This window comes from Brevundimonas sp. SORGH_AS_0993, from assembly GCF_030818545.1.
Classification (GTDB): domain Bacteria; phylum Pseudomonadota; class Alphaproteobacteria; order Caulobacterales; family Caulobacteraceae; genus Brevundimonas.
This window is the reverse complement of record NZ_JAUTAH010000001.1, coordinates 713,123-733,130: the sequence shown is the minus strand read 5'-3', so window position 1 is coordinate 733,130 and position 20,008 is coordinate 713,123. Positions and strand designations below refer to the sequence as shown.

Sequence of the window (20,008 nt, the reverse complement as noted above, 5' to 3'; positions counted from 1 at the left end):
AGCGTCGCGCGACAAGACGACGCGGCCAAAAGAGGTTCCTTTGCCCACCCCAATTACGATCTCGCTTGACGCCATGGGCGGCGATCACGGGCCGTCCGTCGTCGTTCCGGGCGTAAAGAACTACATCCAGACCCATGGCGGCGAGGGCGTGCGCTTCCTGCTGCATGGCGACGAGGCGAAGATCGCGGCCGAACTGGCGCGTTGCGGCCTGTCGCCGGACGGGGTCGAAATCCGCCACACCGACAAGATCGTGGCCATGGACGAAAAGCCGGCCCAGGCCATGCGACGGGGCAAGGGTTCCAGCCTGTGGAACGCCATCGAGGCGGTGAAGACCGGGGAGGCGGGCGGCGTCGTCTCGGCCGGCAACACCGGCGCCCTGATGGCCATCGCCAAGCTGATATTGCGGATGTCGGCGCCGGGACTGGAGCGGCCGGCCATCGTCGCCAGCTGGCCGACCTTCAGGGGGCACACGGCGGTGCTGGACGTCGGCGCCAACATCGGCAGCGACGCTGAACAGCTGGTGGAGTTCGCCATCATGGGCGAGGCGTTCCAGACGGCGGTGCACGGCGTCGCTCGCCCCAGCATCGGCCTGCTGAACGTCGGTTCCGAAGACATGAAGGGCAACGAACAGGTCAAGGAGGCGCACGCCATTCTGCGCGACGGACCGTTCGATCTGAACTATTACGGCTTCGTAGAGGGTGACGACATCGCCAAGGGCACGGTCGATGTGGTCGTCACCGACGGCTTCACCGGCAACATCGCCCTGAAGACGGCCGAGGGCACGGCCCGCTACATCTCGGGCCTGCTGAAGGAGGCCCTGACCTCCAACCTCCAGGCCAAGCTGGGCGCGGTCATCGCCATGCCGGCCCTGAAGAAGATGCGCCAGAAGATCGACCCCAGCGCGATCAACGGCGGCCCTCTGCTGGGCCTGAACGGCATCGTGGTGAAGAGCCACGGCGGCGCCGACGCCAAGGGCTTCGGCAATGCGATTCGCATCGCTGTCGATCTGGCCCGCAGCGACTATATGACCAAGGTCGGCGCCAATCTGGGCAAACTGGACGCCGTGTTCGACCATTCCAAGCCGTCCGCCCCCGCCGGAGAAACCCCTCAGTGAGCGTCACCCGCAGCGTCGTCACCGGCGTCGGCTCCTACCTTCCGGAGCAGATCGTCACCAACGCCGACCTGGCCGAGTTCGTCGACACCTCCGACGAATGGATCCAGGAACGCACCGGCATCAGGCAGCGTCATAAGGCGCGCGACGACCAACCGACCAGCGATCTGGCGGTCGAGGCTGCCAAGAAGGCGCTGGCCGACGCCGGGCGCGCCGCAGCGGACATCGATCTGATCATCGTCGCCACGACGACGCCGGACATGACCTTTCCGGCCGTCGCCGCCATCGTCCAGGCCAAGCTGGGCGCGCCGGTCGGCGCGGCCTTCGACGTGCAGGCGGTCTGTTCGGGCTTCGTCTACGCGCTGAGCATCGCGGACGGCTTCGTCGCGCGCGGCCTGTCGAAATGCGCCCTGGTGATCGGCGCCGAGGAAATGACCCGGCTGATGGACTGGACCGACCGGACGACCTGCGTTCTGTTCGGCGACGGCGCCGGCGCCGTGGTGCTGGAACCGCGCGAAGGGCAGGGGACGGCCCAGGATCAGGGCATGCTGGGCTTCGCCCTGCGCGCCGACGGGACCAAGACCGACCTGCTCTATGTCGACGGCGGCCCCGCCACGACTGGAACCGTCGGTCATCTGCGGATGGCGGGCAATCAGGTGTTCCGCCATGCGGTGGTCAACATCGCCGAAGGCATCACCGCCGCCTGCGCCGCCGCCGACATCCAGATCGCCGATGTCGACTGGTTCGTGCCGCACCAGGCCAATCAGCGCATCATCAAGGGCGTCGGCGACCGGCTGGGCCTGGACGAGAACAAGGTCATATCCACCGTCGCCGTCCACGCCAACACCTCGGCCGCCTCCATCCCCCTGGCGCTGGATGCGGCGATCAAGGACGGTCGAATCAAGAAGGGCGACGTGGTCCTTCTGGAGGCCATGGGCGGGGGCCTGACCTGGGGCGCCTGCGCCCTTCGGCTTTAAGTCCTGTCAGGCATTGATTTTTCGGGCTCTTTGCGGCCCTATGAATTCGAACGGGCTCACCACAGCGGGGATATGATGGCAGGCCAACAGACAGTGACGCGCGCGGACCTTTGCGAGGCCGTGCATGAAGAGGTCGGTCTGTCGCGCCAGGAGTGTTCGGCCCTGGTCGAGCGCACGCTGGAGTTGATCGTGGAATCGCTGGAACGCGGCGATACGGTCAAGCTGTCTGGCTTCGGCGTCTTTCAGGTCCGCGAAAAGCGCGCCCGCATGGGCCGCAACCCCAAGACCGGCGAACCGGCGGCGATCAATCCGCGCCGGGTCATCAGCTTCCGCGCCTCTCAGATCATGAAGAGCCGGGTTCACGACGCCGTCGTCGAGGACTGAGGCCGGTGGCCAAGAGCGCCGGGGCCTTTCGCACGATCTCGGAAGCGGCCGACGAGGTCGGCGTTCCTCAGCACGTCCTGCGCTTCTGGGAAACCAAGTTCACCTTCGTTGCGCCGGTGAAGCGGGCCGGCGGACGGCGATTCTATCGGCCTCAGGACATCGCCGTCTTGCGGGCGATCAAACGGCTGCTGCACGACGACGGCATGACGATTCGCGGCGTACAGCGGCTGCACAAGGATCAGGGGCTGAAAAAGCTGGTCGGGGCCGAAGCCGCCGCGCTGATCGAGAACGGCGAAGCGACCCTGCCGGCGGTTGCGGGGCGGAATCCGGATGTCGATCCGGCGCGTCTTGGCCTGATCTTGGCCGAGCTGGAGGCGGCGAAGGCCCGATTGGACGCCGTTCTTGATCGGTAGGTGGAAAACTGTTTTTAGCGTTTGCGGCGCGCGAAACCCCCGTCTATAGGGAGCGCCTTCGGAGCGTGGCGCAGCCTGGTAGCGCACTTGACTGGGGGTCAAGGGGTCGCAGGTTCGAATCCTGTCGCTCCGACCATTCTTGAAAAAGAGTGATGATGGTGGGGTCGTCCTGACGGGCGGCCCCATCGCCGTTTCAGGCCCGGAGTCCGGCGATCCCCTCAGCCGCGCTCCGCCCATTTCAACAGCGGTATGAGCGGCAGCCCCCAGGCCGTGCCGCCGATCCCGAAGAACAGGAAGTCGATCCAGGCCGAGGCGGGCAGGGCGCCGCGCAGGGCGATCAGCCCCCAGACCCAAAGGGCCAGAAAGGCCAGCACCCCGAGGGCGGCGACGAACCGGCGCGCGCGGGGCGGCATCAACGCTTGCTCCGGAACAGGAAGAAGGCGACCAGACAGATCGCCGACCCCGCCAGGGCCCAGACGGTCCACAGCCAGTCGGTCATGGCGCTGACCGCGAACACGCGCACCGCCAGGAACCCGCCGCAGACCAGGCCGACGCCGGACACCAGGGCCGTGCCCCCGAACCCGCGCCGGCCCGTCGCCAGGTCCGCGATCCAGGCCAGCAGGACGCCGCCTGCGACGGCGACGACGATTTCGGCGTATTGCACCCTGATCTCCCTGTCCTGCGCCGGCGACGGCGTGACGCTGTTCGTTCAATCCGACTCGATCTCGACCGCAGAGGCGGGCATACCGCCAGGGTCGCGATTTGGTCATGGTCGAGCGCGACAGCATATCCGGGTCAACGTCGGGCGTCGAATGAACCGTTTCGGAAATCCTGATCGCAACCGCGCCGTCGCCGTGTGGCTGTTCGCCACCGCCGCGCTGGTCTTTCTGATGGTGGTGGTGGGCGGCGTGACGCGCCTGACGGGTTCGGGCCTGTCGATCACCGAATGGAAGCCCATCATGGGGGCGATCCCGCCGCTGAACGACGCCCAGTGGGCCCAGGCGTTCGACAAGTACAAGCAGATTCCCCAGTACGCCCAGGTGAACGCCGGCATGACCCTGGGCGAGTTCCAGGGCATCTTCTGGTGGGAATGGCTGCACCGGCTGATCGGCCGCCTGATCGGCCTGGTCTTCGGCCTGCCGCTGGTGGTCTTCCTGCTGTGCCGGGCCGCGCCGCCGCGATCGGTCTTTCGCCAGTGGGCCATGCCGGATCGACTGATCTGGCGCTGTGTCGTGCTGCTGGCCCTGGGCGGCCTGCAGGGGCTGATCGGCTGGTGGATGGTCTCCAGCGGCCTGTCCGAGCGGGTCAGCGTCGCGCCCGAGCGGCTGGCCACGCACCTGGGCCTGGCCTTCGTCCTGTTCGCCGGCCTGATCTGGACCGGGCTGGAGGCGTGGAACGGCGAGGATCACGGTCGGCCGCCGTCAGGCTGGGCGCGGGGCGCGACCCTGCTGGTGTGTCTGGTCTTCCTGCAATGCCTGCTGGGCGCCCTGGTCGCGGGCGGCCATGCAGGGTTGGTCTATACGGATTGGCCGCTTATGAACGGCGCCGTCCTGCCCCCTGCGGACTGGAGCCTGGGCGTCGGCGCCTTTCTGCACGATCAGGCCCTGACCCAGTTCAATCATCGTCTGGTCGCCTACGGGCTTCTGATCGCCGTCAGCATCTACGCCTTCCAGGCCTGGCGCTGGCGCGTGGCGGAGGGCATGGGCGCGGGCGCCTTCATCCTGGCCGGCGTGGTCTGGATGCAGGCCCTGCTTGGGATCGTCACCCTGATTCACGCCGTGCCGCTGTGGCTGGGGGTCCTACATCAGGCCGGGGCCGCCGTGGTTTTGGCGGCGGCGACGGCGAACCTTTGGGTGGTGCTGCGCGCTCAGCCTCGCATCTTCATATCCGGACCGCGTTCCATGGGCCGGTGATGGCCAGGGTCATGCCCGGATATTGGATGTTGACGAACAGGGTCGATCCGTCGGGCGAGAAGACCGCCCCGGCGAACTCCGAGTTGCCCTGAAACATGTTGCGCCCCAGGGTGTAGATCTTTCCGTCCGGAGCGACGCCCTTCAGGTGGTTCTTGATGTCGCTGGAATAGTTGTCCTCGCACACGATCAGATGCCCCCAGGGCGCGACGGTGATGTTGTCGCCCATGTTCAGGGTCTTTTCGTTCGTGCTTTCAACGAACAGCTGAAGACGTCCCGGACGACGCGCCTCGCTCGCGCGACCTTCATCGGGCGAGGGGACGTAACGAAGGATTTGCCCTCTCTGGATCGGCCCGCCCGAGGTGGCGGTCAAATAAAGCTCTCCATCGCCCCACCAGATGCCTTCGCCCCGCGCCACCAGGGCGGCGCCGTCGGCATGACCGCGCTGGCGCAGATCACCCCTGGGGCTTTCGACCTCGGCCATGTCGATCCAGTCGACGTCCAGCCAGTCGCCGACCGACCACAGACGATCCTGATGATTGGCGGTGTCGGCCGCCTTGCGCGCGCGCAGGACCATCGCCTGCAATCGGCCGCCCTTGACCAGTTCGCCCGGCGCATCGGGGATGAAGCGATAGAACAGACCGTCCGGTCGATCCTCGGTCAGATAGACAACGCCGGTGCGCGGATCGACGCAGACGGCCTCATGGTCGAAACGGCCCAGGGCGGTCAGAGGAATCGGATCGACCAGCCCCTCGGCGCGCGCCGGCACTTCGAAGACATAGCCGTGCGCCTTGGTCACATCGGCGTCGGCGGGCGTCTCCTCCGTCTCCTCGCAGGTCAGCCACGATCCCCAGGGCGTAGGGCCGCCGCAGCAGTTGGTGCTGGTTCCGGCCAGGCTGAGGTGCTGGCGTTCGGTCTCGCCGCTGGCCAGGTCGTAGATCACCGTGGTCGTGCCGCCGGGCAGGGGGCGGCCGTCCTTGTAGGTGTCATAGGCGCGGCTCGCGTCCAGCCGGTCGATCCGCTGCTGGTTGTAGCCGCCGGGCCCCCAGTGTCGGTGCGCGGAAGACGAGCCCTTCAGTTCGTGGTTCCGCACCAGGGCGACGCGCGAACTATCCAGGGCGAAACAGCCCATGCCGTCGAACTGTCCGGGGACCAGCAGGCCGTCGGCCATGGTCTCGCCGCCCTGGGAGACGATGCGGTACGAGAAGCCCTCCGGCAGATCCAGCAAGCCGTTCGGATCGCGCTTCAGCGGGCCGTAGCCTTCGACCTCGTTAAGATAGGTCTCTTCGGCGGCGGCGTGGACGTTCCGGGCCAGGCCGGAGAAGGCCAGGGCGGCGCTGGAACCGATCAGGGCGCGGCGATGAAGGAACATGAGGCGTCTCCGTTGTCGGGGAGGGCTCGCAATGGCGCAGAAACGTCATGGTTTGATGACGGGAGCGTTATTCTGTAACAACGGGAACGGCCCTGACGTACAGGTATTTTAATACCGTTTATAAAAAATGTCTTACAATCAATATTATACAGGGAATTGTCGTGATTTGTGTGCGTTGACGCGGCGTATTGTCTCCTGTATCAGCGCGCCTTCCTCCGGTTCCCTTGGGTGCCGGAACCGATTTTCGTCTCCAGGAACCCCCTCATGCTGAAGAGCACCACGGCTTCGTTGAAGCCGGCCGAGGTCGAGAAGAAGTGGATCCACATCGACGCCGAAGGCGTCGTGGTGGGCCGCCTCGCGACCTTCATCGCCAACCGTCTGCGCGGCAAGCACCGCGGCGACTACACCCCGCACGTCGATTGCGGCGACTATGTCGTCGTCACCAACGTCGACAAGGTGGTGTTCACCGGCAAGAAGAACACCGACAAGATCTACTATCGCCACACCGGCCACCCCGGCGGCGTCAAGTCGACCACGCCTGAGAAGGTGCTGGGCGGCCGCTTCCCCGAGCGCGTCCTGGAAAAGGCCGTCGAGCGCATGCTGCCCAAGGAAAGCCCCTTGGCCCGCAAGCAGATGACGCACCTGCGCCTGTTCGCCGGCAGCCAGCACGATCACGAAGCCCAGCAACCGGAAACGATCGACTTCGCGTCGGCGTCGCCCAAGAACACCCGGAGCGTCTGAGCATGACCGACGTGACCAACGAAACCGCAACCGGCTTCGACGCCCTGAAGGGCCTGACCGCCTCGGCCGAGAACGACGCCCCCGTCTATGTCCAGAAGCTGGACGCCCAGGGCCGCGCCTATTCGACGGGCAAGCGCAAGAACGCCATCGCCCGCGTGTGGGTGAAGGCGGGCTCGGGCAAGATCACCGTCAACGGCAAGGACGTGGCCGCGTATTTCGCCCGTCCGGTCCTGCAGATGATGGTGGCCCAGCCGCTGAACGTCGCCGACCGCGCCACCCAGTACGACGTCGTCTGCACCGTCGAGGGTTCGGGCCTGTCGGGCCAGGCCGGCGCCATTCGCCACGGCCTGTCTCACGCGCTGACGCACTACGAGCCGGAACTGCGCAAGGTCCTGAAGCCGCACGGCTTCCTGACTCGCGACAGCCGCGTCGTCGAACGCAAGAAGTACGGCCGCGCCAAGGCCCGCCGCAGCTTCCAGTTCTCGAAGCGCTAATCGCGTTCACGCGATTTGGATTGGGGCGCTTCGGGGAGACCCGGAGCGCCTTTTTCTTTTGGCTGATGTCCTGACGGAACGACCGCATGACCCACACCATCTTCATCGACGGCGAGGCCGGGACCACGGGGCTGGAAATCCGCGAACGCCTGGAAGCGCGCGGCGACCTGGAGCTGATGCTGCTGGGCGACCGGCGCCGCGACCCGAAGGCCCGGTGTCAGGCGCTGAATGCGGCCGACGCGGTGATCCTGTGCCTGCCCGACGACGCCTCGCGCGAGGCGGTGGCGATGATCGCCAATCCGGCGGTGCGGGTGATCGACGCCTCGACTGCCTATCGGGTCGATCCGGAGTGGACCTATGGCTTCGCCGAGATGGACGCGGACCAGCGCGCGGCGATCGCCGCCTCGACGCGGGTGTCCAACCCCGGCTGCTATCCGACCGGCTTCATCGCCCTGATGCGGCCGCTGGTGAAGGCCGGGCTGGTTCCGGCCGACTGGCCCGTCACGGTCAATGCGGTGTCGGGCTATTCCGGCGGGGGCAAGGCCATGATCGCCGAATTCGAGGTCGCCAAGACCGAACGGGGGAGCGCGTCCACCGCCTATCGCGCCTATGGCCTGTCGTTGAGGCATAAGCATGTGCCCGAGATGACGAGACATTCGGGCCTGGCGCGCCCTGTCCTGTTCGCGCCCGCCGTCGGAAACTATCGCCAGGGGATGCTGGTCGAGGTTCCGCTGCATCTATCGGCCTTGCCGGAAACGCCCTCGGTCGAGCGACTGCACGGCGCCCTGGTCGAGTCCTATGAGGGCCTGCGGTTCGTCGAGGTCGCGGACCTGGAAGTGACCGAGGCCATGACCGGGATCGAGCCCGAGGCCCTGAACGGCACGAACCGTCTGCGCCTGCACGTCTTCGGCGACCGGGGCGGAGAGCAGGCGCGCCTGGTCGCCCTTCTGGACAATCTGGGCAAGGGCGCCTCGGGCGCGGCCGTGCAGAACCTGAACATCATGCTGGGACTGGACGAGGCGACCGGCCTGACCTGAGCCGCCGCGCCCGTCGCCCTGTTCAGGCCAGCCGCGCGTTTCAGCGCCGACGCGCCCGGATCGCCGAATCGATCGTCAGGCCGAAGATCACGGCGGCGATGATCACCAGCAGCCCATAGTCGTGGCCCGGAAAGAAGACCGGCGCGCAGCCCATGCCGATCACGATCAGCGGGAACAGCCCGGCCCAGAGGGCGGTGCGCGGCGCGTCGGGCCGGACCATGGGCTCGGCCTCCGGCCGGTTCATCATCCGCGCCACCCGTCCGTTCAGCAGGACGAAGGCGCCGGCGCAGAGGGCGGCCGAGACCAGATATTTCACCGTATTGCCCGGCTCGCCGAACAGGCTGGCGGTCATCAGCAGCAGCGCCAGGGCGACGCCCGTGCTGAGGGCGAGCAGGGCGTTCGGTTCCAGACGACTCAAGACTTCACCTTCACATAGCTGCCGGGCGCCGGCTCGATGGGGTTTAGCGGCCCCTTGGCGGGATCGCGAGCAGGAACGGCCTTGCCGGATCGTCCGCCCAGCCACGCCGCCCAATGCGGCCACCAACTGCCCTTGTGTTCGACCGCCCCGGCCTGCCATTCGGCCAGGGTCTCGGGCAGGGCGGCGTTGGTCCAGTGCTGGTATTTGTCGGCCGCCGGCGCGTTGATCACGCCCGCGATATGGCCCGACCCCGCCAGGGTGTAGGTCACGTCCCCGCCGAACAGCCGGGCCGAACGATAGACCGAGTTCATCGGCGCGATATGGTCCTCGCGGCTGGCCTGGAAATACAGGGGGATCCTCACCTTCGACAGGTCGGCGGTGACGCCGCCGATCTCGAACCGCCCCTCAGCCAGGGCGTTGGCGCCGTACATCTGGCGCAGATAGGCAAGATGCAGCGCCTTGGGCATGCGCGTCTGGTCCGCGTTCCAGAACAGAAGGTCGAAGGCCGGCGGGTCCTTGCCCAGCAGATAGTTGCTGACGAAGAAGGACCAGATCAGGTCGTTGGAGCGCAGGGCGTTGAAGGTCTCGGCCATGGCCGCGCCGGGCAGGACGCCGCCCGCCGCATCCATCTGCCGTTCGATCTCGGCGATCCAGTGTTCGTCGGTGAACAGCAAGAGGTCGCCCGCCTCGGCGAAGTCGTGCTGAGCCGCGAAGAAGGTGGCGGCGGCGATCCGCTTGTCGCCCTTGGCCGCCATATGGGCCAGGGCCGCGCCCAGCAGCGTGCCGCCGATGCAGTAGCCGACGGCGTTCAGCCTTTTCGTCCCGGCCTGTTCCAGAGTCTTTTCGACGGCGCGATAGACGCCCTTCTCCAGATAGTCGTCGAAGCCGAATTCGGCCTTGTCCCGATCCGGATTGATCCAGGAGCAGACGAAGACGCTGAACCCCTGCGCCGACAGCCAGCGGATCAGCGAGTTCGCGGGCTGCAGGTCCATGATGTAGAATTTGTTGATCCACGGCGGAAAGATCAGCAGCGGAATCTGATGCTGGGTCTCGGTCGCCGGGGCGTACTGGATCAGTTCGAACAGTTCGTCGCGCCACACCACCTGACCCGGCGCGGTCGCCACGTTTTCGCCGACCGTGAATTTGCCGTAGTCCGCCTGGCTGATCCGCAGGGCGCCGCCGCCCCGTTCCATGTCGGCGGCGAAGTTCTGCATCCCCCTGACCAGCGATTCGCCGCTGGTCTCGGCCAGGGCCTTCAGCGCGACGGGGTTGGAGGCCAGGAAGTTCGCCGGCGAAAAGGCGTCGGTCAGCAGGCGGGTGAAGAACTGGGCGCGTCGCTTGACCGCCGGATCGACGCCCTCCACCCCGGCGACCAGGCCGTTCATCCAGTCCGACGTCAGCAGATAGGACCGCCGCATCATGTCGAACATCGGGTTTTCGGCCCAGGCCGGGTCCCTGAACCGCTTGTCGGCGGGCGCGGGCTGCGGCGCCTCCTGGGTGGCGACCGACGACCACAGGCCCATGTAGCGGTTGAACAGATCGGCCTGGGCCTGGAACAGCTTTTCGGGACGGGCGGCCAGGCTGCTCATCACCGAAGTCATGGCCGGCGCGACATTGAAGGGGTCGGCCGACAGGGCGGCGGGACGGTCGGCCTGGGTCAGCGCCGCCTCGGCCAGGGCGCTCTGCGCCAGCATGGCGGCCTTGGCCAGGTTCATCGACAGGGTTTCGATCATCTGCGCCTGTTCGGCGCCCAGGACGCTCGGATCGACGGCCTCAGCGGCCGACGGCGCGCCCGACGATGCGACGAAGGGATCGGCGGGCGGCGTCTCGACCTTCGCCGTCCTGGGTTTCTTCGGCTTGGCGGCGCTGGACTTGCCCGCGCTGGACTTGCCCGCGCTGGACTTGGCCGAGGTCGGGCGGCCGGCCTTGCGCGGCGTCTTGTCGGCCTTGGGGGCATCCGTCTTGGACTGGGCCATCTGTTCGCCTCTGTATCCGGTGGGTCGGTTCGTCCGCCCTTCCTCCGACGGCGATGATGGCATAAGACCAGCCCTGAAATGAACGCGCAGTTTTGCAAAAAGATGGGTCTGGTCGCCGCCGTCGTCGTGCTGCCGTGCGTGACGGCCTGCGCGGCGGCCTTCGCGCCCAAGGTCGACGAGGCGTCGCCTCTGGCCCCGCGGGTCGAGGCCCTTGTCGCGGCGAACCGCCATTACCCCCGCTGGAGCGATTTCCCCGCGGCGCCGGAGGCCCTGCCGCCGGCCAGCCGAATCGCCGCCAACGTCTCCGGTCTGGAAGGGCAGGGGGCGACCCTGGCCGGTCAGGTTTCCGGCATCGACTGGACCCTGGGCGATCCCGAGGCCCTGGCGGCCGAGACCCGCGCGCGGGTCGGGGCGGTTCCCGTTTCTCCCGATGCGGTGCAGAGCCAGGCGGACATCGACGCCCTGGCCCGATCCCTGCGCGACCGGGCCAAGGCGCCGCCGCCCATCGACCGCCGCCCGCCGCGATGAAACGGTCGCCGGGAAACGAGAATCCCGGGACAATGCCGTGATGGCGGACGACGGCGGCGCAAAGACCCTGAACGCATTCCTGGGCGTGGCCCGGTCGCTGTCCGGCCGTGCCTGGGCCCAGCGTCCGGCCGACGCCGCCACCATCCGCGCCCATATGCAGACGCTGGGGCTGGAAGAGCCGCTGGCGCGGGCCCTGGCCGCGCGCGGCGTCCGGGCCGACCAGGGGGCGGACTTCCTGACGCCGACCCTGCGCGCCCTGTTTCCCGATCCGTCCAGCTTCATGGACATGGATCGGGCGGCCGAAGCCATTGTAGACGCCCTCCAGGCCGGGGCGTCGATCCACGTCTTCGCCGACTACGACGTGGACGGGGCCTCCAGCGCAGCGCTTCTGGTGCGCTGGTTCCGGGCCATGGGCGCCGAACTGCCCATCTATGTTCCCGACCGGCTGACCGAAGGCTATGGCCCCAGCGCCAGGGCCTTCGACACGCTCAAGGCCGCAGGCGCCGACCTGGTCGTGACGGTGGATTGCGGCGCGGCGGCCAACGAGGCCCTGGCCCATGCCGCCGCCATCCATCTGAATGTCGTCGTCATCGATCACCACCTGATGCGCGCCGAGCCGCCCAACGCCCTGGCGGTCGTCAATCCGAACCGTCCCGGCTGCAACTCGGGCCAGGGCAATCTGGCGGCGGCGGGGGTGGTCTTCGTGCTTCTGGCGGCCCTGAACCGGGAGGGGCGTCGGCGCGGTCTGTTCGCGAATCGGCCGGAACCCGACATTCGCCAGTGGCTGGATCTGGCCGCTCTCGGCGCCATCTGCGACGTCACCGGCCTGACCGGATTCAACCGCGCCCTGACCGGCCTGGGTCTGAAGGTCATGAGCGACTGGAAGAACCCCGGCCTGCGCGCGCTTCTGGCGGCGGCGGGCGCGGAGGTCGGTCCGGCCAAGAGCCATCACGCCGGCTTCATCCTGGGCCCCCGCATCAACGCCGGCGGGCGAATCGGGCGCTCGGACCTGGGCGCGCGCCTTCTGTCCACCGACGATCCGGCTGAAGCGGAGGCCCTGGCGCTCGAGCTGGACGGCCTGAACCTGTCGCGCCGCGAGGTCGAACGCGCCGTCACGGAAGCGGCTGTCCGCAAGGTCGAGGCGACGGGCGCCCATGCCGACGATTCGGCCGTCGTGGTCGTGGCGGGCGAAGACTGGCACCCCGGGGTCGTCGGCATCGTCGCCGGGCGTCTGCGCGAACGCTGGCGCAAGCCCGTCGTGGTCATCGGTGTCGATCCGGTGACGGGTCTGGGCAAGGGATCGGGCCGGTCGCAACCAGGCATGAACCTGGGGCGGGCGGTTCAGGCCGCCTGGGAGGCCGAGGTGCTGCTGGCTGGCGGCGGACACGCCATGGCCGCGGGCCTGACGGTCGAGGGCGGCCGCATTCCCGAACTGACCGCCTTCCTGAACGCCCGTATGGCCGAGGAGCGCGTCCAGGCCGTGGCCTTGGACGCCCTGGAGATCGACGCGCTGATCGACCCCGCAGCGGCCACCCGCGCCCTGTTCGACGCCTTCGAACGCCTGGCTCCGTTCGGTCCGGCCAATCCCGAGCCGGTCTTCGCCGTGTCCGGCGTTCAGGCGCGCGAGCCGGTGCAGATGAACGGCGGCCATGTCCGCTGTCGTTTGGTCGGGCCGGACGGCGCCTCGGTGCGGGCCGTCGCCTGGCGCTGCGCCGACCTGCCCGTCGGTCAGGCCCTGTTGTCGGGGCAGGGGGGGCTGAACGTCGCCGGGCGCCTGAAAGCCGACGACTGGAACGGACGGCGCGGCGTCCAGTTCGAGATCGAGGATGTCGCCGATCCGCGCATGGTCTGAGCGCCCGCGCCGCGATCCGTTCCCGGTCGAAAAAACTCGAAATCCCGGCTTGCGCCCCCGAAAGGGCGCGGCTATATCGCCGGCTCTCCCGCGCAGCGGTCCCTTCGTCTATCGGTTAGGACGTCAGGTTTTCAACCTGAAAAGAGGGGTTCGATTCCCCTAGGGACTGCCAGCGCCGGAAGATTTCAGGTCGCGCCGCCCGGCCGCCTGAGCATTCTCCGATCGCTTCCGCATCGACCGTCTGGTTGTTTCGCCGTCGCGTTTTGGGCGATCTGTCCCGATTTGACGCAATTCCCCCTTTCCATAAGTTCGCGGAACGGTGTTAAACATACCGCCGAGTCCGTGGAGGGAGCGGACGGGGGTGCTTGTGTTGTCAGACTATTCGATAGAGGCGGTCGAAACCGTCCACGTCGTCGGGCGCGTGAAGTGGTTCGATCCGACGAAGGGCTACGGCTTCATCGTCCCGGACGATCCGACCTTGACCGAGCTGCGCGACGTGCTTCTGCACGTTTCCAGCCTGCGCGAAACGGGCCGCGAGACGGCGGCCGAGGGCGCGCCCATCACCTGCCGCTGCGTCAAACGCCAGAAGGGTTGGCAGGCCATCGAAATCCTGGACCTGGGGCAGGGGGAGGCCGCGGGGCCCTCTCGCCGCCCCGACGCCGTCACGTCTTCGCCGGTGTCCGCCCAGGACGGCATGCTGGAGCCCGCCGTGGTCAAATGGTTCAATCGGGCGAAGGGCTACGGATTCGTCGTGCGTGACGGCCAGGCCGGGGATATCTTCGTCCATATCGAAACCCTGCGGCGCTGCGGCCTGGACGATCTCCTGCCCGGCGACCCGGTTCGGGTGCGCTTCGCCAGCGGTCCCAAGGGGCTGGTGGTGGCGGAAATCAGAACGGGCGGCTGACCGGCGCGCCCCAAGGAGGGGCGAATGACCCGCGCGACGAGACGTTTTGTTCTGGCCTGCATGACCGCGTTGACCCTGGCGGGCTGTGCGGCCAAGGCGCCCATGGGGCCGGACGGCCAGCCGCTGGAACGTCTGGCCGTCGTCACCGCCTCGGGCGAGCACGCCTTCTGGGTCGAGATCGCGGATGAGGAGCGCGAGCGTCAGCGGGGCCTGATGTTCCGCCCGCCGCTGGCCGACGATCGCGGCATGCTGTTCCAGTGGCCGGGCGAACCCGCCGGCGAAAAGAGCTTCTGGATGCGCAACACGCCCAGTTCGCTCGACATCCTCTATATCAATCCACAGGGGCGAATCGTCTCCATCGCCAGCCACGCCACGCCCTTCTCCGAAGCGCCCATTCCGTCGAACGGAGCGGTCAACGGCGTCTTGGAACTACGCGCCGGCATGGCCGAGCAGATCGGCGCCAAGGCCGGCGACCGGGTTTTGCATCATTATTTCAAGCCTTGATTGCGGATCGCGGCCCGAAGTGGCAAGAGAGCGCTCCGTTCGGTTCGGGGTGTAGCGCAGCCTGGTAGCGCATCTGGTTTGGGACCAGAGGGTCGGAGGTTCGAATCCTCTCGCCCCGACCAAGGAACGGCCGCTGGATTCCATGTCCCGCGCGCGTTAAGGCAGGGTCTTGGACCTGAGGATCGCTAGGGAATTCCGCCATGCTCGCCCGCATCTACCGCCCGGCCAAGACCGCGATGCAGTCGGGCAAGGCCAAGAGCCGCGATTGGCGCCTGGAGTTCGAACCGGCTTCGGCCCGCACCCTGGATCCGTTGATGGGCTGGACCAGCTCCACCGACATGAACGGCCAGGTCCGTCTGTCCTTCGAAACCAAGGAAGAGGCGGTCGCCTACGCCGAACGCCACGGCATTCCCTTCCGTCTGCATGAGCCGAACGATCCGCCGGTCATCATCAAGGCCTATGCCGACAACTTCGCCACCAACCGCAAGCAACCCTGGACGCACTGACCGGCGTTCACGGCGCCCTTAGCTCAACCGGATAGAGCACCCGCCTTCTAAGCGGGATGTTGCAGGTTCGAGTCCTGCAGGGCGCGCCAGGCTTCATGACGCTCGGCCCCGGAGGTTCGATGTCATCCCCCCACGGCCCCTACAGGATCGCCGCCCTCTATCGGTTCGCCGTCGTGTCGGATTGCGAAGCCGTCAGGGCGCGCCTTCAGAAGCTGTGCGAGGCGGGCGAGGCGAGGGGAACCCTTCTGGTCGCCCGCGAGGGCCTGAACGGCACCATTGCTGGCCCCCAGGCCGGCGTCGACGCGGTCGTGGCTGGCATCCGCGCCATGCCGGGCTTCGACGCGCTGGAGGTCAAATACGCCTGGGCTGACACGCCGCCGTTCCTGCGTCTGAAGGTCCGCATCAAGTCCGAGATCGTCACCATGGGCCAGCCGGACCTTGATCCGGCGACGAACGCCGGCGCCTATGTCTCGCCGGCCGACTGGAACGCCCTGATCGCCGATCCCGAGACCCTGGTGATCGATACGCGCAATACCTACGAGGGCCGCATCGGCGCCTTCGAAGGGGCGGTGCAGCCCGACACCGACAGTTTCCGCGACTTTCCCGACTGGTTCCGCACCGAGGGCCAGGCCCTGCTGGAGGCCCGTCGACCCAAGCGCGTCGCCATGTACTGCACCGGCGGCATCCGCTGCGAAAAATCCACGGCCTTCCTCAAGTCCGAGGGCGTGGAGGCCGTTTACCATCTTCAGGGCGGCATTCTGAACTATCTTGAGACTATGGATGAGGCAGACAGCCTATGGCGCGGCGAATGCTTCGTTTTTGATGAGCGCGTCTCGGTCGGCCACGGCCTGACGCCGGGCGACCACAGCCTGTGCAGGGCCTGTCGCATGCCGGTCGACGCCGCCGGGCGCGCGTCGCCGCATTATGTGGAGGGCGTCAGTTGCGAACAATGCTGGTCCGCACGCGACGCCGACCAGCGCGCACGCTACGCCGAGCGCCAGCGCCAGGTCGAAATCGCCCGCCAGCGCGGCCTGGACCACATTGGCGCGCGACAGGGCGACGACGGTTAGAAACCCCAGAGCCGTTAGAAACTCACAGCCATTTGTCGCCTAAGATATATTATGCGAAATATCGTGTCGACTTCATTGAGGCAGATTCTGAATCCATAGCGCTCTCAAGACCTTCGGCAGGGTTTCAGGCAGGTCTTCTGAGATCAGGCCGGGCCCGAACACCGCCGCGGTCTCGCTGTGCAGCCAGACTGCGGCGCTGGCGGCGTCGAAACTGGACATCCGCTGGGCGATCAGGCCGCCGATCATCCCGGCCAGGACGTCGCCGGACCCGGCGGTCGCCAGCCAGGGCGAGCCGTTGGGGTTTTTGCGGATACGACCGTCGGGCGATGCGATGATCGTCTCCGCGCCCTTCAGCACGACCACGGCCTGGGCGCGTCTGGCGGCTTCCAGGGCCGCCGTGTCGCGCCCCTGGGCCAGCAGGCCGGGAAACAGCCGCTCGAACTCGCCCTCGTGCGGGGTCAGGACGTCGTCGCGGTCCAGAAGGGCGAACAGTTCCGCGCTGCGATCCTTGAACATCGTCAGGGCGTCGGCGTCGATGACCAGCACCGCGCCGCTCAGCGCCACGGCCTGCAGATTCAGGACCGTCGCGTCGTCCAGCCCGGCGGCCGGTCCGATGACGACGGCGTCCGCCGTCTCGACCTCGCGGCCCAAGGCGTCGGCCGAACCGAACGGCGTCAGCATGACGGCCTCGATCGCCGGCGCGATAACCGGGGCCGCGTCCGGCGGACACAGGATTCGCACCACGCCCGCGCCAATCCGCAGACCGGCCCGCGCCGCCAGCCGCGCGGCGCCCGTCTGGTGCGCCCGGCCCGACACGACGACCAGCCGTCCCCGCGTATGCTAGTGCGTGTCAGGCCCCGGCCAGGGCAGAAAATTGCGCCAGATCGCCGGATCGTTGGTTTCAATCATCAGAGCCCCGACAATCCGTGTTTCTTGTGCGAAAACCGCTTGCTTTCAGCGGCCTTGGCGTGTCCCATTCCCGCCCGAGCGCCGTTGAAATTCCACGCGCCGCTCAGGGGTCGCCATGAAGAAAATCGAAGCCATCATCAAGCCCTTCAAGCTGGATGACGTCAAGGAAGCGCTCCAGGACGTGGGCGTGCAAGGCATGACGGTGCTGGAGGCCAAGGGATATGGCCGCCAGAAAGGCCATTCGGAACTGTATCGCGGGGCCGAATACGTCATCGACTTCCTGCCCAAGATCAAGATCGAGGTCGTCGTCGCCAACGACCTCGCGCCCGCCGTCGTCGAGGCCATCCAGACCTCGGCGCGAACGGGCAAGATCGGCGACGGCAAGATCTTCGTCTCCGACGTGGCCGATGTGATCCGCATCCGCACCGGCGAGACCGGAGCCCAGGCCGTCTGATCGCGACTACCCCCTCCCCGGCCTCGGCCCCTGGGTCGTCGGTCGGGCACCTCCCCAGAAACGACCAAGAACAGGACCCACGAGAATGAGCGCCAGCAAGATCCTTAAAGAGATCAAGGAGAACGAGGTCGAATACGTCGACATTCGCTTCACCGACACGCGCGGCAAGCTGCAGCACGTCACCTTCGACATCGACCTGGTCGACGAAGACTTCCTGAACGAAGGCACGATGTTCGACGGCTCGTCGATCGCCGGCTGGAAGGCCATCAACGAGTCCGACATGCTGCTGAAGCCGGACCTGACCACGGCCTACATCGACCCCTTCTATCAGCAGAAGACGATGTTCCTCTTCTGCGACGTGCTGAACCCCGACACCGGCGAACCCTACAACCGCGACAGCCGCTCCATGGCCAAGAAGGCCCTGGCCTATGTCCAGTCTTCGGGCGTGGGCGACGCGGTCTATTTCGGCCCGGAAGCCGAGTTCTTCATCTTCGACGACGTGCGCTGGTCGACCCAGCCGCATGACACCGGCTACGCCTACGATTCGACGGAACTGCCGGCCAACACGGGCTCGGAGTATTCCGAGGGCAACATGGGCCACCGCCCTGGGCCGAAGGGCGGCTATTTCCCGGTCAACCCGGTCGACAGCGGCCAGGACCTGCGCGGCGAGATGCTGGGGGTCATGCGCGATCTGGGCCTGCAGCCCGAGAAGCACCACCACGAGGTGGCGCCGGCCCAGCACGAACTGGGTCTGAAGTTCTCGGACCTGCTGACCATGGCCGACCGTCTGCAGCTCTACAAATACGTCATCCACAACGTCGCCGCCGCCTATGGCAAGACCGCGACCTTCATGGCCAAGCCCATGTTCGGCGACAACGGCTCGGGCATGCACGTTCACCAGTCGATCTGGCGCGACGGCAAGCCGCTGTTCGCCGGCGACAAATACGCCGGCCTGTCGCAGGAGTGTCTGTGGTACATCGGCGGCATCATCAAACACGCCAAGGCCATCAACGCCTTCTCCAACTCGACCACCAACAGCTACAAGCGTCTGGTGCCGGGCTATGAGGCGCCGGTGAAACTGGCCTATTCGGCGCGCAACCGTTCGGCCTCGATCCGCATTCCGCACGTCTCGTCGCCCAAGGCCAAGCGTCTGGAAGCCCGCTTCCCCGATCCGATGGGCAACCCCTATCTGACCTTCGTGGCCCTGCTGATGGCGGGCCTGGACGGCATCGAGAACCGCATCGACCCGGGCGCGCCCGCCGACAAGAACCTCTACGACCTGCCGCCGGAAGAACGCGGCTCGATCCCCGAGGTCTGCGGCTCGCTGAAGGAAGCCCTGGAGAACCTCGACAAGGACCGCGCCTTCCTCAAGAAGGGCGGCGTCATGGACGACGACTTCATCGACGCCTACATCGCGCTGAAGGAAGAAGAAGTCGCCCGCCTGCAACTGCATCCGCACCCGGTCGAGTTCGACATGTACTATAGCTGCTGATCCCCGGATCAGTCTAAAAACGAAAGGCCGGACGAGCGATCGTCCGGCCTTTTTGCTGCTCGGTGTGGATGTCTTGAGGCGTCAGCGCGCCAGGGGCAATGTCGGATCAGGCGACTTCGGCTTCCAGGGCGTCGGCCTTCTTCCGGCGCAGTTCGATGATGCGGACGCACCAGATCGAGACCTCGTAGAGCAGCACCATGGGCACGGCCAGCATCAGCTGGCTGATGGGATCCGGCGGGGTGACGAAGGCGGCGACCACGACCACGGCGACGATGGCGTAGCGGCGGCTCTGGGCCATCAGCTTGGAGTTGATCAGCCCGGCCAGGCCCAGCAGCGTCATCACCACCGGCAGCTGGAAGCACAGGCCGAAGGCCAGGATCAGCGCCGTCACCAGGTTCAGATAGTCCGACACCTTGGGCAGCAGTTCGGCCGCCACCCCCTCCCCGATGATCTGCTGGCTCAGCGAGAACCACATCACGAAGGGCAGCATGACATAATAGACCAGCGCCGCGCCCAGCACGAACAGCACCGGCGCCGCGATCAGGAACGGCAGGAAGGCGCCCCGCTCGTTGCGATACAGGCCCGGCGCGACGAAGCGGTACAGCTGCCAGGCCAGGACCGGAAAGGCCACGATCACCGCGCCCAGGCCCGCCAGCTTCATCTTGGTGAACAGGATTTCCAGCGGCGCCGTATAGATCAGCTTGACCGTGTTGTGATCGACGTCCGGCACGGGAATCAGCCCCGCCGTGCCCAGGATCAGGTTGAAGGGCGACACATGGCCGTGCGGCCCGACCGTGGCGTGGAAGGCGGCGGAGACGACGTAGGGCTTCACCAGAAACAGATACAGCGTCTCGGAAAAGGCGAAACAGCCGATGAAGGCGACGATGAAGGCGATCACGCAGATCAGCAGCCGCGACCGCAGCTCGATCAGATGATCCATCAGGGGCGCGCGCGAC

At 67.0% G+C, this 20,008-nt stretch carries 23 protein-coding genes and 4 tRNA genes; 20 read left to right on the top strand and 7 right to left on the bottom strand.

All coding sequences use genetic code 11. The features are described 5' to 3' along the window. The first annotated feature begins 40 nt into the window (after positions 1-40). The 5 genes from plsX to QE389_RS03625 all read left to right on the top strand — a co-directional run bounded on the left by plsX (position 41) and on the right by QE389_RS03625 (position 3,021). The gene (gene plsX, locus QE389_RS03645) at positions 41-1,114 is read left to right on the top strand and encodes a phosphate acyltransferase PlsX (protein WP_307364733.1); all 1,074 of its coding nucleotides are present in this window, start codon (positions 41-43) and stop codon (positions 1,112-1,114) included. Continuing rightward, positions 1,111-2,088 carry a beta-ketoacyl-ACP synthase III gene (locus tag QE389_RS03640; protein WP_307364731.1) on the top strand — a complete coding sequence of 326 codons (978 nt, stop codon included), beginning with the start codon at positions 1,111-1,113 and terminating at the stop codon, positions 2,086-2,088. Before plsX ends, QE389_RS03640 begins: the two co-directional genes overlap by 4 nt. A gap of 75 nt (positions 2,089-2,163) precedes the next feature. Continuing rightward, a complete protein-coding gene (locus tag QE389_RS03635) occupies positions 2,164-2,472 on the top strand; it encodes an integration host factor subunit alpha (protein ID WP_292087165.1) in 309 nt (102 codons plus the stop codon). Positions 2,473-2,477: 5 nt separating this feature from the next. Then, positions 2,478-2,885: a MerR family transcriptional regulator gene (locus tag QE389_RS03630; protein ID WP_307364730.1), complete on the top strand. Its 408-nt coding sequence runs from the start codon at positions 2,478-2,480 to the stop codon at positions 2,883-2,885. A 59-nt stretch (positions 2,886-2,944) separates the two neighbouring features. After that, positions 2,945-3,021, top strand: a tRNA-Pro gene (locus tag QE389_RS03625). An 82-nt stretch (positions 3,022-3,103) separates the two neighbouring features. Here QE389_RS03625 and QE389_RS03620 read toward each other — a convergent pair. Then, on the bottom strand, positions 3,104-3,298 hold the full coding sequence (locus QE389_RS03620) for a DUF2842 domain-containing protein (RefSeq protein WP_307364729.1): 195 nt from the start codon (positions 3,296-3,298) through the stop codon (positions 3,104-3,106). Next, entirely contained in the window at positions 3,298-3,549 is a 252-nt protein-coding gene (locus tag QE389_RS03615; protein WP_307364728.1) for a transglycosylase, read from the bottom strand. Before QE389_RS03615 ends, QE389_RS03620 begins: the two co-directional genes overlap by 1 nt. A gap of 148 nt (positions 3,550-3,697) precedes the next feature. Between QE389_RS03615 and QE389_RS03610 the strand changes: the two genes are divergently transcribed. Further along, entirely contained in the window at positions 3,698-4,798 is a 1,101-nt protein-coding gene (locus tag QE389_RS03610; RefSeq protein ID WP_307364727.1) for a COX15/CtaA family protein, read from the top strand. On the opposite strand, the gene QE389_RS03605 is transcribed toward QE389_RS03610, so the two are convergent. Further along, entirely contained in the window at positions 4,767-6,167 is a 1,401-nt protein-coding gene (locus QE389_RS03605) for an alkaline phosphatase PhoX (RefSeq protein ID WP_307364726.1), read from the bottom strand. The genes QE389_RS03610 and QE389_RS03605 overlap by 32 nt on opposite strands. A 267-nt stretch (positions 6,168-6,434) precedes the next feature. On the opposite strand from QE389_RS03605, the gene rplM reads away from it, so the two are divergent. The 3 genes from rplM to argC all read left to right on the top strand — a co-directional run bounded on the left by rplM (position 6,435) and on the right by argC (position 8,439). Then, positions 6,435-6,908, top strand: coding sequence for a 50S ribosomal protein L13 (gene rplM, locus QE389_RS03600; protein WP_307368896.1), 474 nt, complete (start codon positions 6,435-6,437; stop codon positions 6,906-6,908). 2 nt (positions 6,909-6,910) lie between these two features. Continuing rightward, positions 6,911-7,402 carry a 30S ribosomal protein S9 gene (gene rpsI, locus QE389_RS03595; protein WP_292176579.1) on the top strand — a complete coding sequence of 164 codons (492 nt, stop codon included), beginning with the start codon at positions 6,911-6,913 and terminating at the stop codon, positions 7,400-7,402. Between the two features lie 86 nt (positions 7,403-7,488). Then, positions 7,489-8,439 (top strand): N-acetyl-gamma-glutamyl-phosphate reductase, encoded by a 951-nt coding sequence (gene argC / locus QE389_RS03590; RefSeq protein WP_307364725.1) that lies wholly within the window; start codon positions 7,489-7,491, stop codon positions 8,437-8,439. 40 nt (positions 8,440-8,479) lie between these two features. Here argC and QE389_RS03585 read toward each other — a convergent pair whose 3' ends face one another. Together QE389_RS03585 and phaC are read right to left on the bottom strand one after the other, a co-directional pair. Next, entirely contained in the window at positions 8,480-8,857 is a 378-nt protein-coding gene (locus tag QE389_RS03585) for a hypothetical protein (protein ID WP_307364724.1), read from the bottom strand. Then, entirely contained in the window at positions 8,854-10,833 is a 1,980-nt protein-coding gene (phaC, locus tag QE389_RS03580) for a class I poly(R)-hydroxyalkanoic acid synthase (protein ID WP_307364723.1), read from the bottom strand. Before phaC ends, QE389_RS03585 begins: the two co-directional genes overlap by 4 nt. Positions 10,834-10,911: 78 nt before the next feature. On the opposite strand from phaC, the gene QE389_RS03575 reads away from it, so the two are divergent. From QE389_RS03575 to QE389_RS03535, 9 genes are all read left to right on the top strand, one after another. Continuing rightward, positions 10,912-11,361: a hypothetical protein gene (locus QE389_RS03575; RefSeq protein ID WP_307364722.1), complete on the top strand. Its 450-nt coding sequence runs from the start codon at positions 10,912-10,914 to the stop codon at positions 11,359-11,361. Between the two features lie 40 nt (positions 11,362-11,401). Beyond that, complete coding sequence (gene recJ, locus QE389_RS03570; RefSeq protein ID WP_307364721.1) at positions 11,402-13,213, top strand: single-stranded-DNA-specific exonuclease RecJ; 1,812 nt, start codon at positions 11,402-11,404, stop codon at positions 13,211-13,213. Between the two features lie 97 nt (positions 13,214-13,310). Then, positions 13,311-13,385 (top strand) — tRNA-Glu (locus tag QE389_RS03565). A 198-nt stretch (positions 13,386-13,583) separates the two neighbouring features. Continuing rightward, on the top strand, positions 13,584-14,117 hold the full coding sequence (locus QE389_RS03560) for a cold-shock protein (protein WP_307368893.1): 534 nt from the start codon (positions 13,584-13,586) through the stop codon (positions 14,115-14,117). A gap of 24 nt (positions 14,118-14,141) precedes the next feature. After that, a complete protein-coding gene (locus QE389_RS03555; RefSeq protein ID WP_307364720.1) occupies positions 14,142-14,621 on the top strand; it encodes a DUF192 domain-containing protein in 480 nt (159 codons plus the stop codon). Between the two features lie 45 nt (positions 14,622-14,666). Further along, positions 14,667-14,743 (top strand) — tRNA-Pro (locus tag QE389_RS03550). Between the two features lie 78 nt (positions 14,744-14,821). After that, complete coding sequence (locus tag QE389_RS03545) at positions 14,822-15,127, top strand: ETC complex I subunit (protein WP_307364719.1); 306 nt, start codon at positions 14,822-14,824, stop codon at positions 15,125-15,127. 12 nt (positions 15,128-15,139) lie between these two features. Beyond that, positions 15,140-15,216, top strand: a tRNA-Arg gene (locus tag QE389_RS03540). Between the two features lie 30 nt (positions 15,217-15,246). Continuing rightward, entirely contained in the window at positions 15,247-16,197 is a 951-nt protein-coding gene (locus QE389_RS03535) for a rhodanese-related sulfurtransferase (RefSeq protein ID WP_307364718.1), read from the top strand. Between the two features lie 72 nt (positions 16,198-16,269). On the opposite strand, the gene QE389_RS03530 is transcribed toward QE389_RS03535, so the two are convergent. Then, positions 16,270-17,022 carry an NAD(P)H-hydrate dehydratase gene (locus QE389_RS03530; protein WP_307368891.1) on the bottom strand — a complete coding sequence of 251 codons (753 nt, stop codon included), beginning with the start codon at positions 17,020-17,022 and terminating at the stop codon, positions 16,270-16,272. A gap of 199 nt (positions 17,023-17,221) precedes the next feature. On the opposite strand from QE389_RS03530, the gene QE389_RS03525 reads away from it, so the two are divergent. Both QE389_RS03525 and glnA read left to right on the top strand, forming a co-directional pair. Beyond that, entirely contained in the window at positions 17,222-17,560 is a 339-nt protein-coding gene (locus tag QE389_RS03525; protein WP_292087873.1) for a P-II family nitrogen regulator, read from the top strand. A gap of 85 nt (positions 17,561-17,645) precedes the next feature. Continuing rightward, positions 17,646-19,052: a type I glutamate--ammonia ligase gene (glnA, locus tag QE389_RS03520; protein ID WP_307364717.1), complete on the top strand. Its 1,407-nt coding sequence runs from the start codon at positions 17,646-17,648 to the stop codon at positions 19,050-19,052. Positions 19,053-19,158: 106 nt separating this feature from the next. Here glnA and tatC read toward each other — a convergent pair whose 3' ends face one another. Beyond that, positions 19,159-19,992, bottom strand: coding sequence for a twin-arginine translocase subunit TatC (gene tatC / locus QE389_RS03515; RefSeq protein WP_373458334.1), 834 nt, complete (start codon positions 19,990-19,992; stop codon positions 19,159-19,161). Between the last annotated feature and the right edge of the window lie 16 nt (positions 19,993-20,008).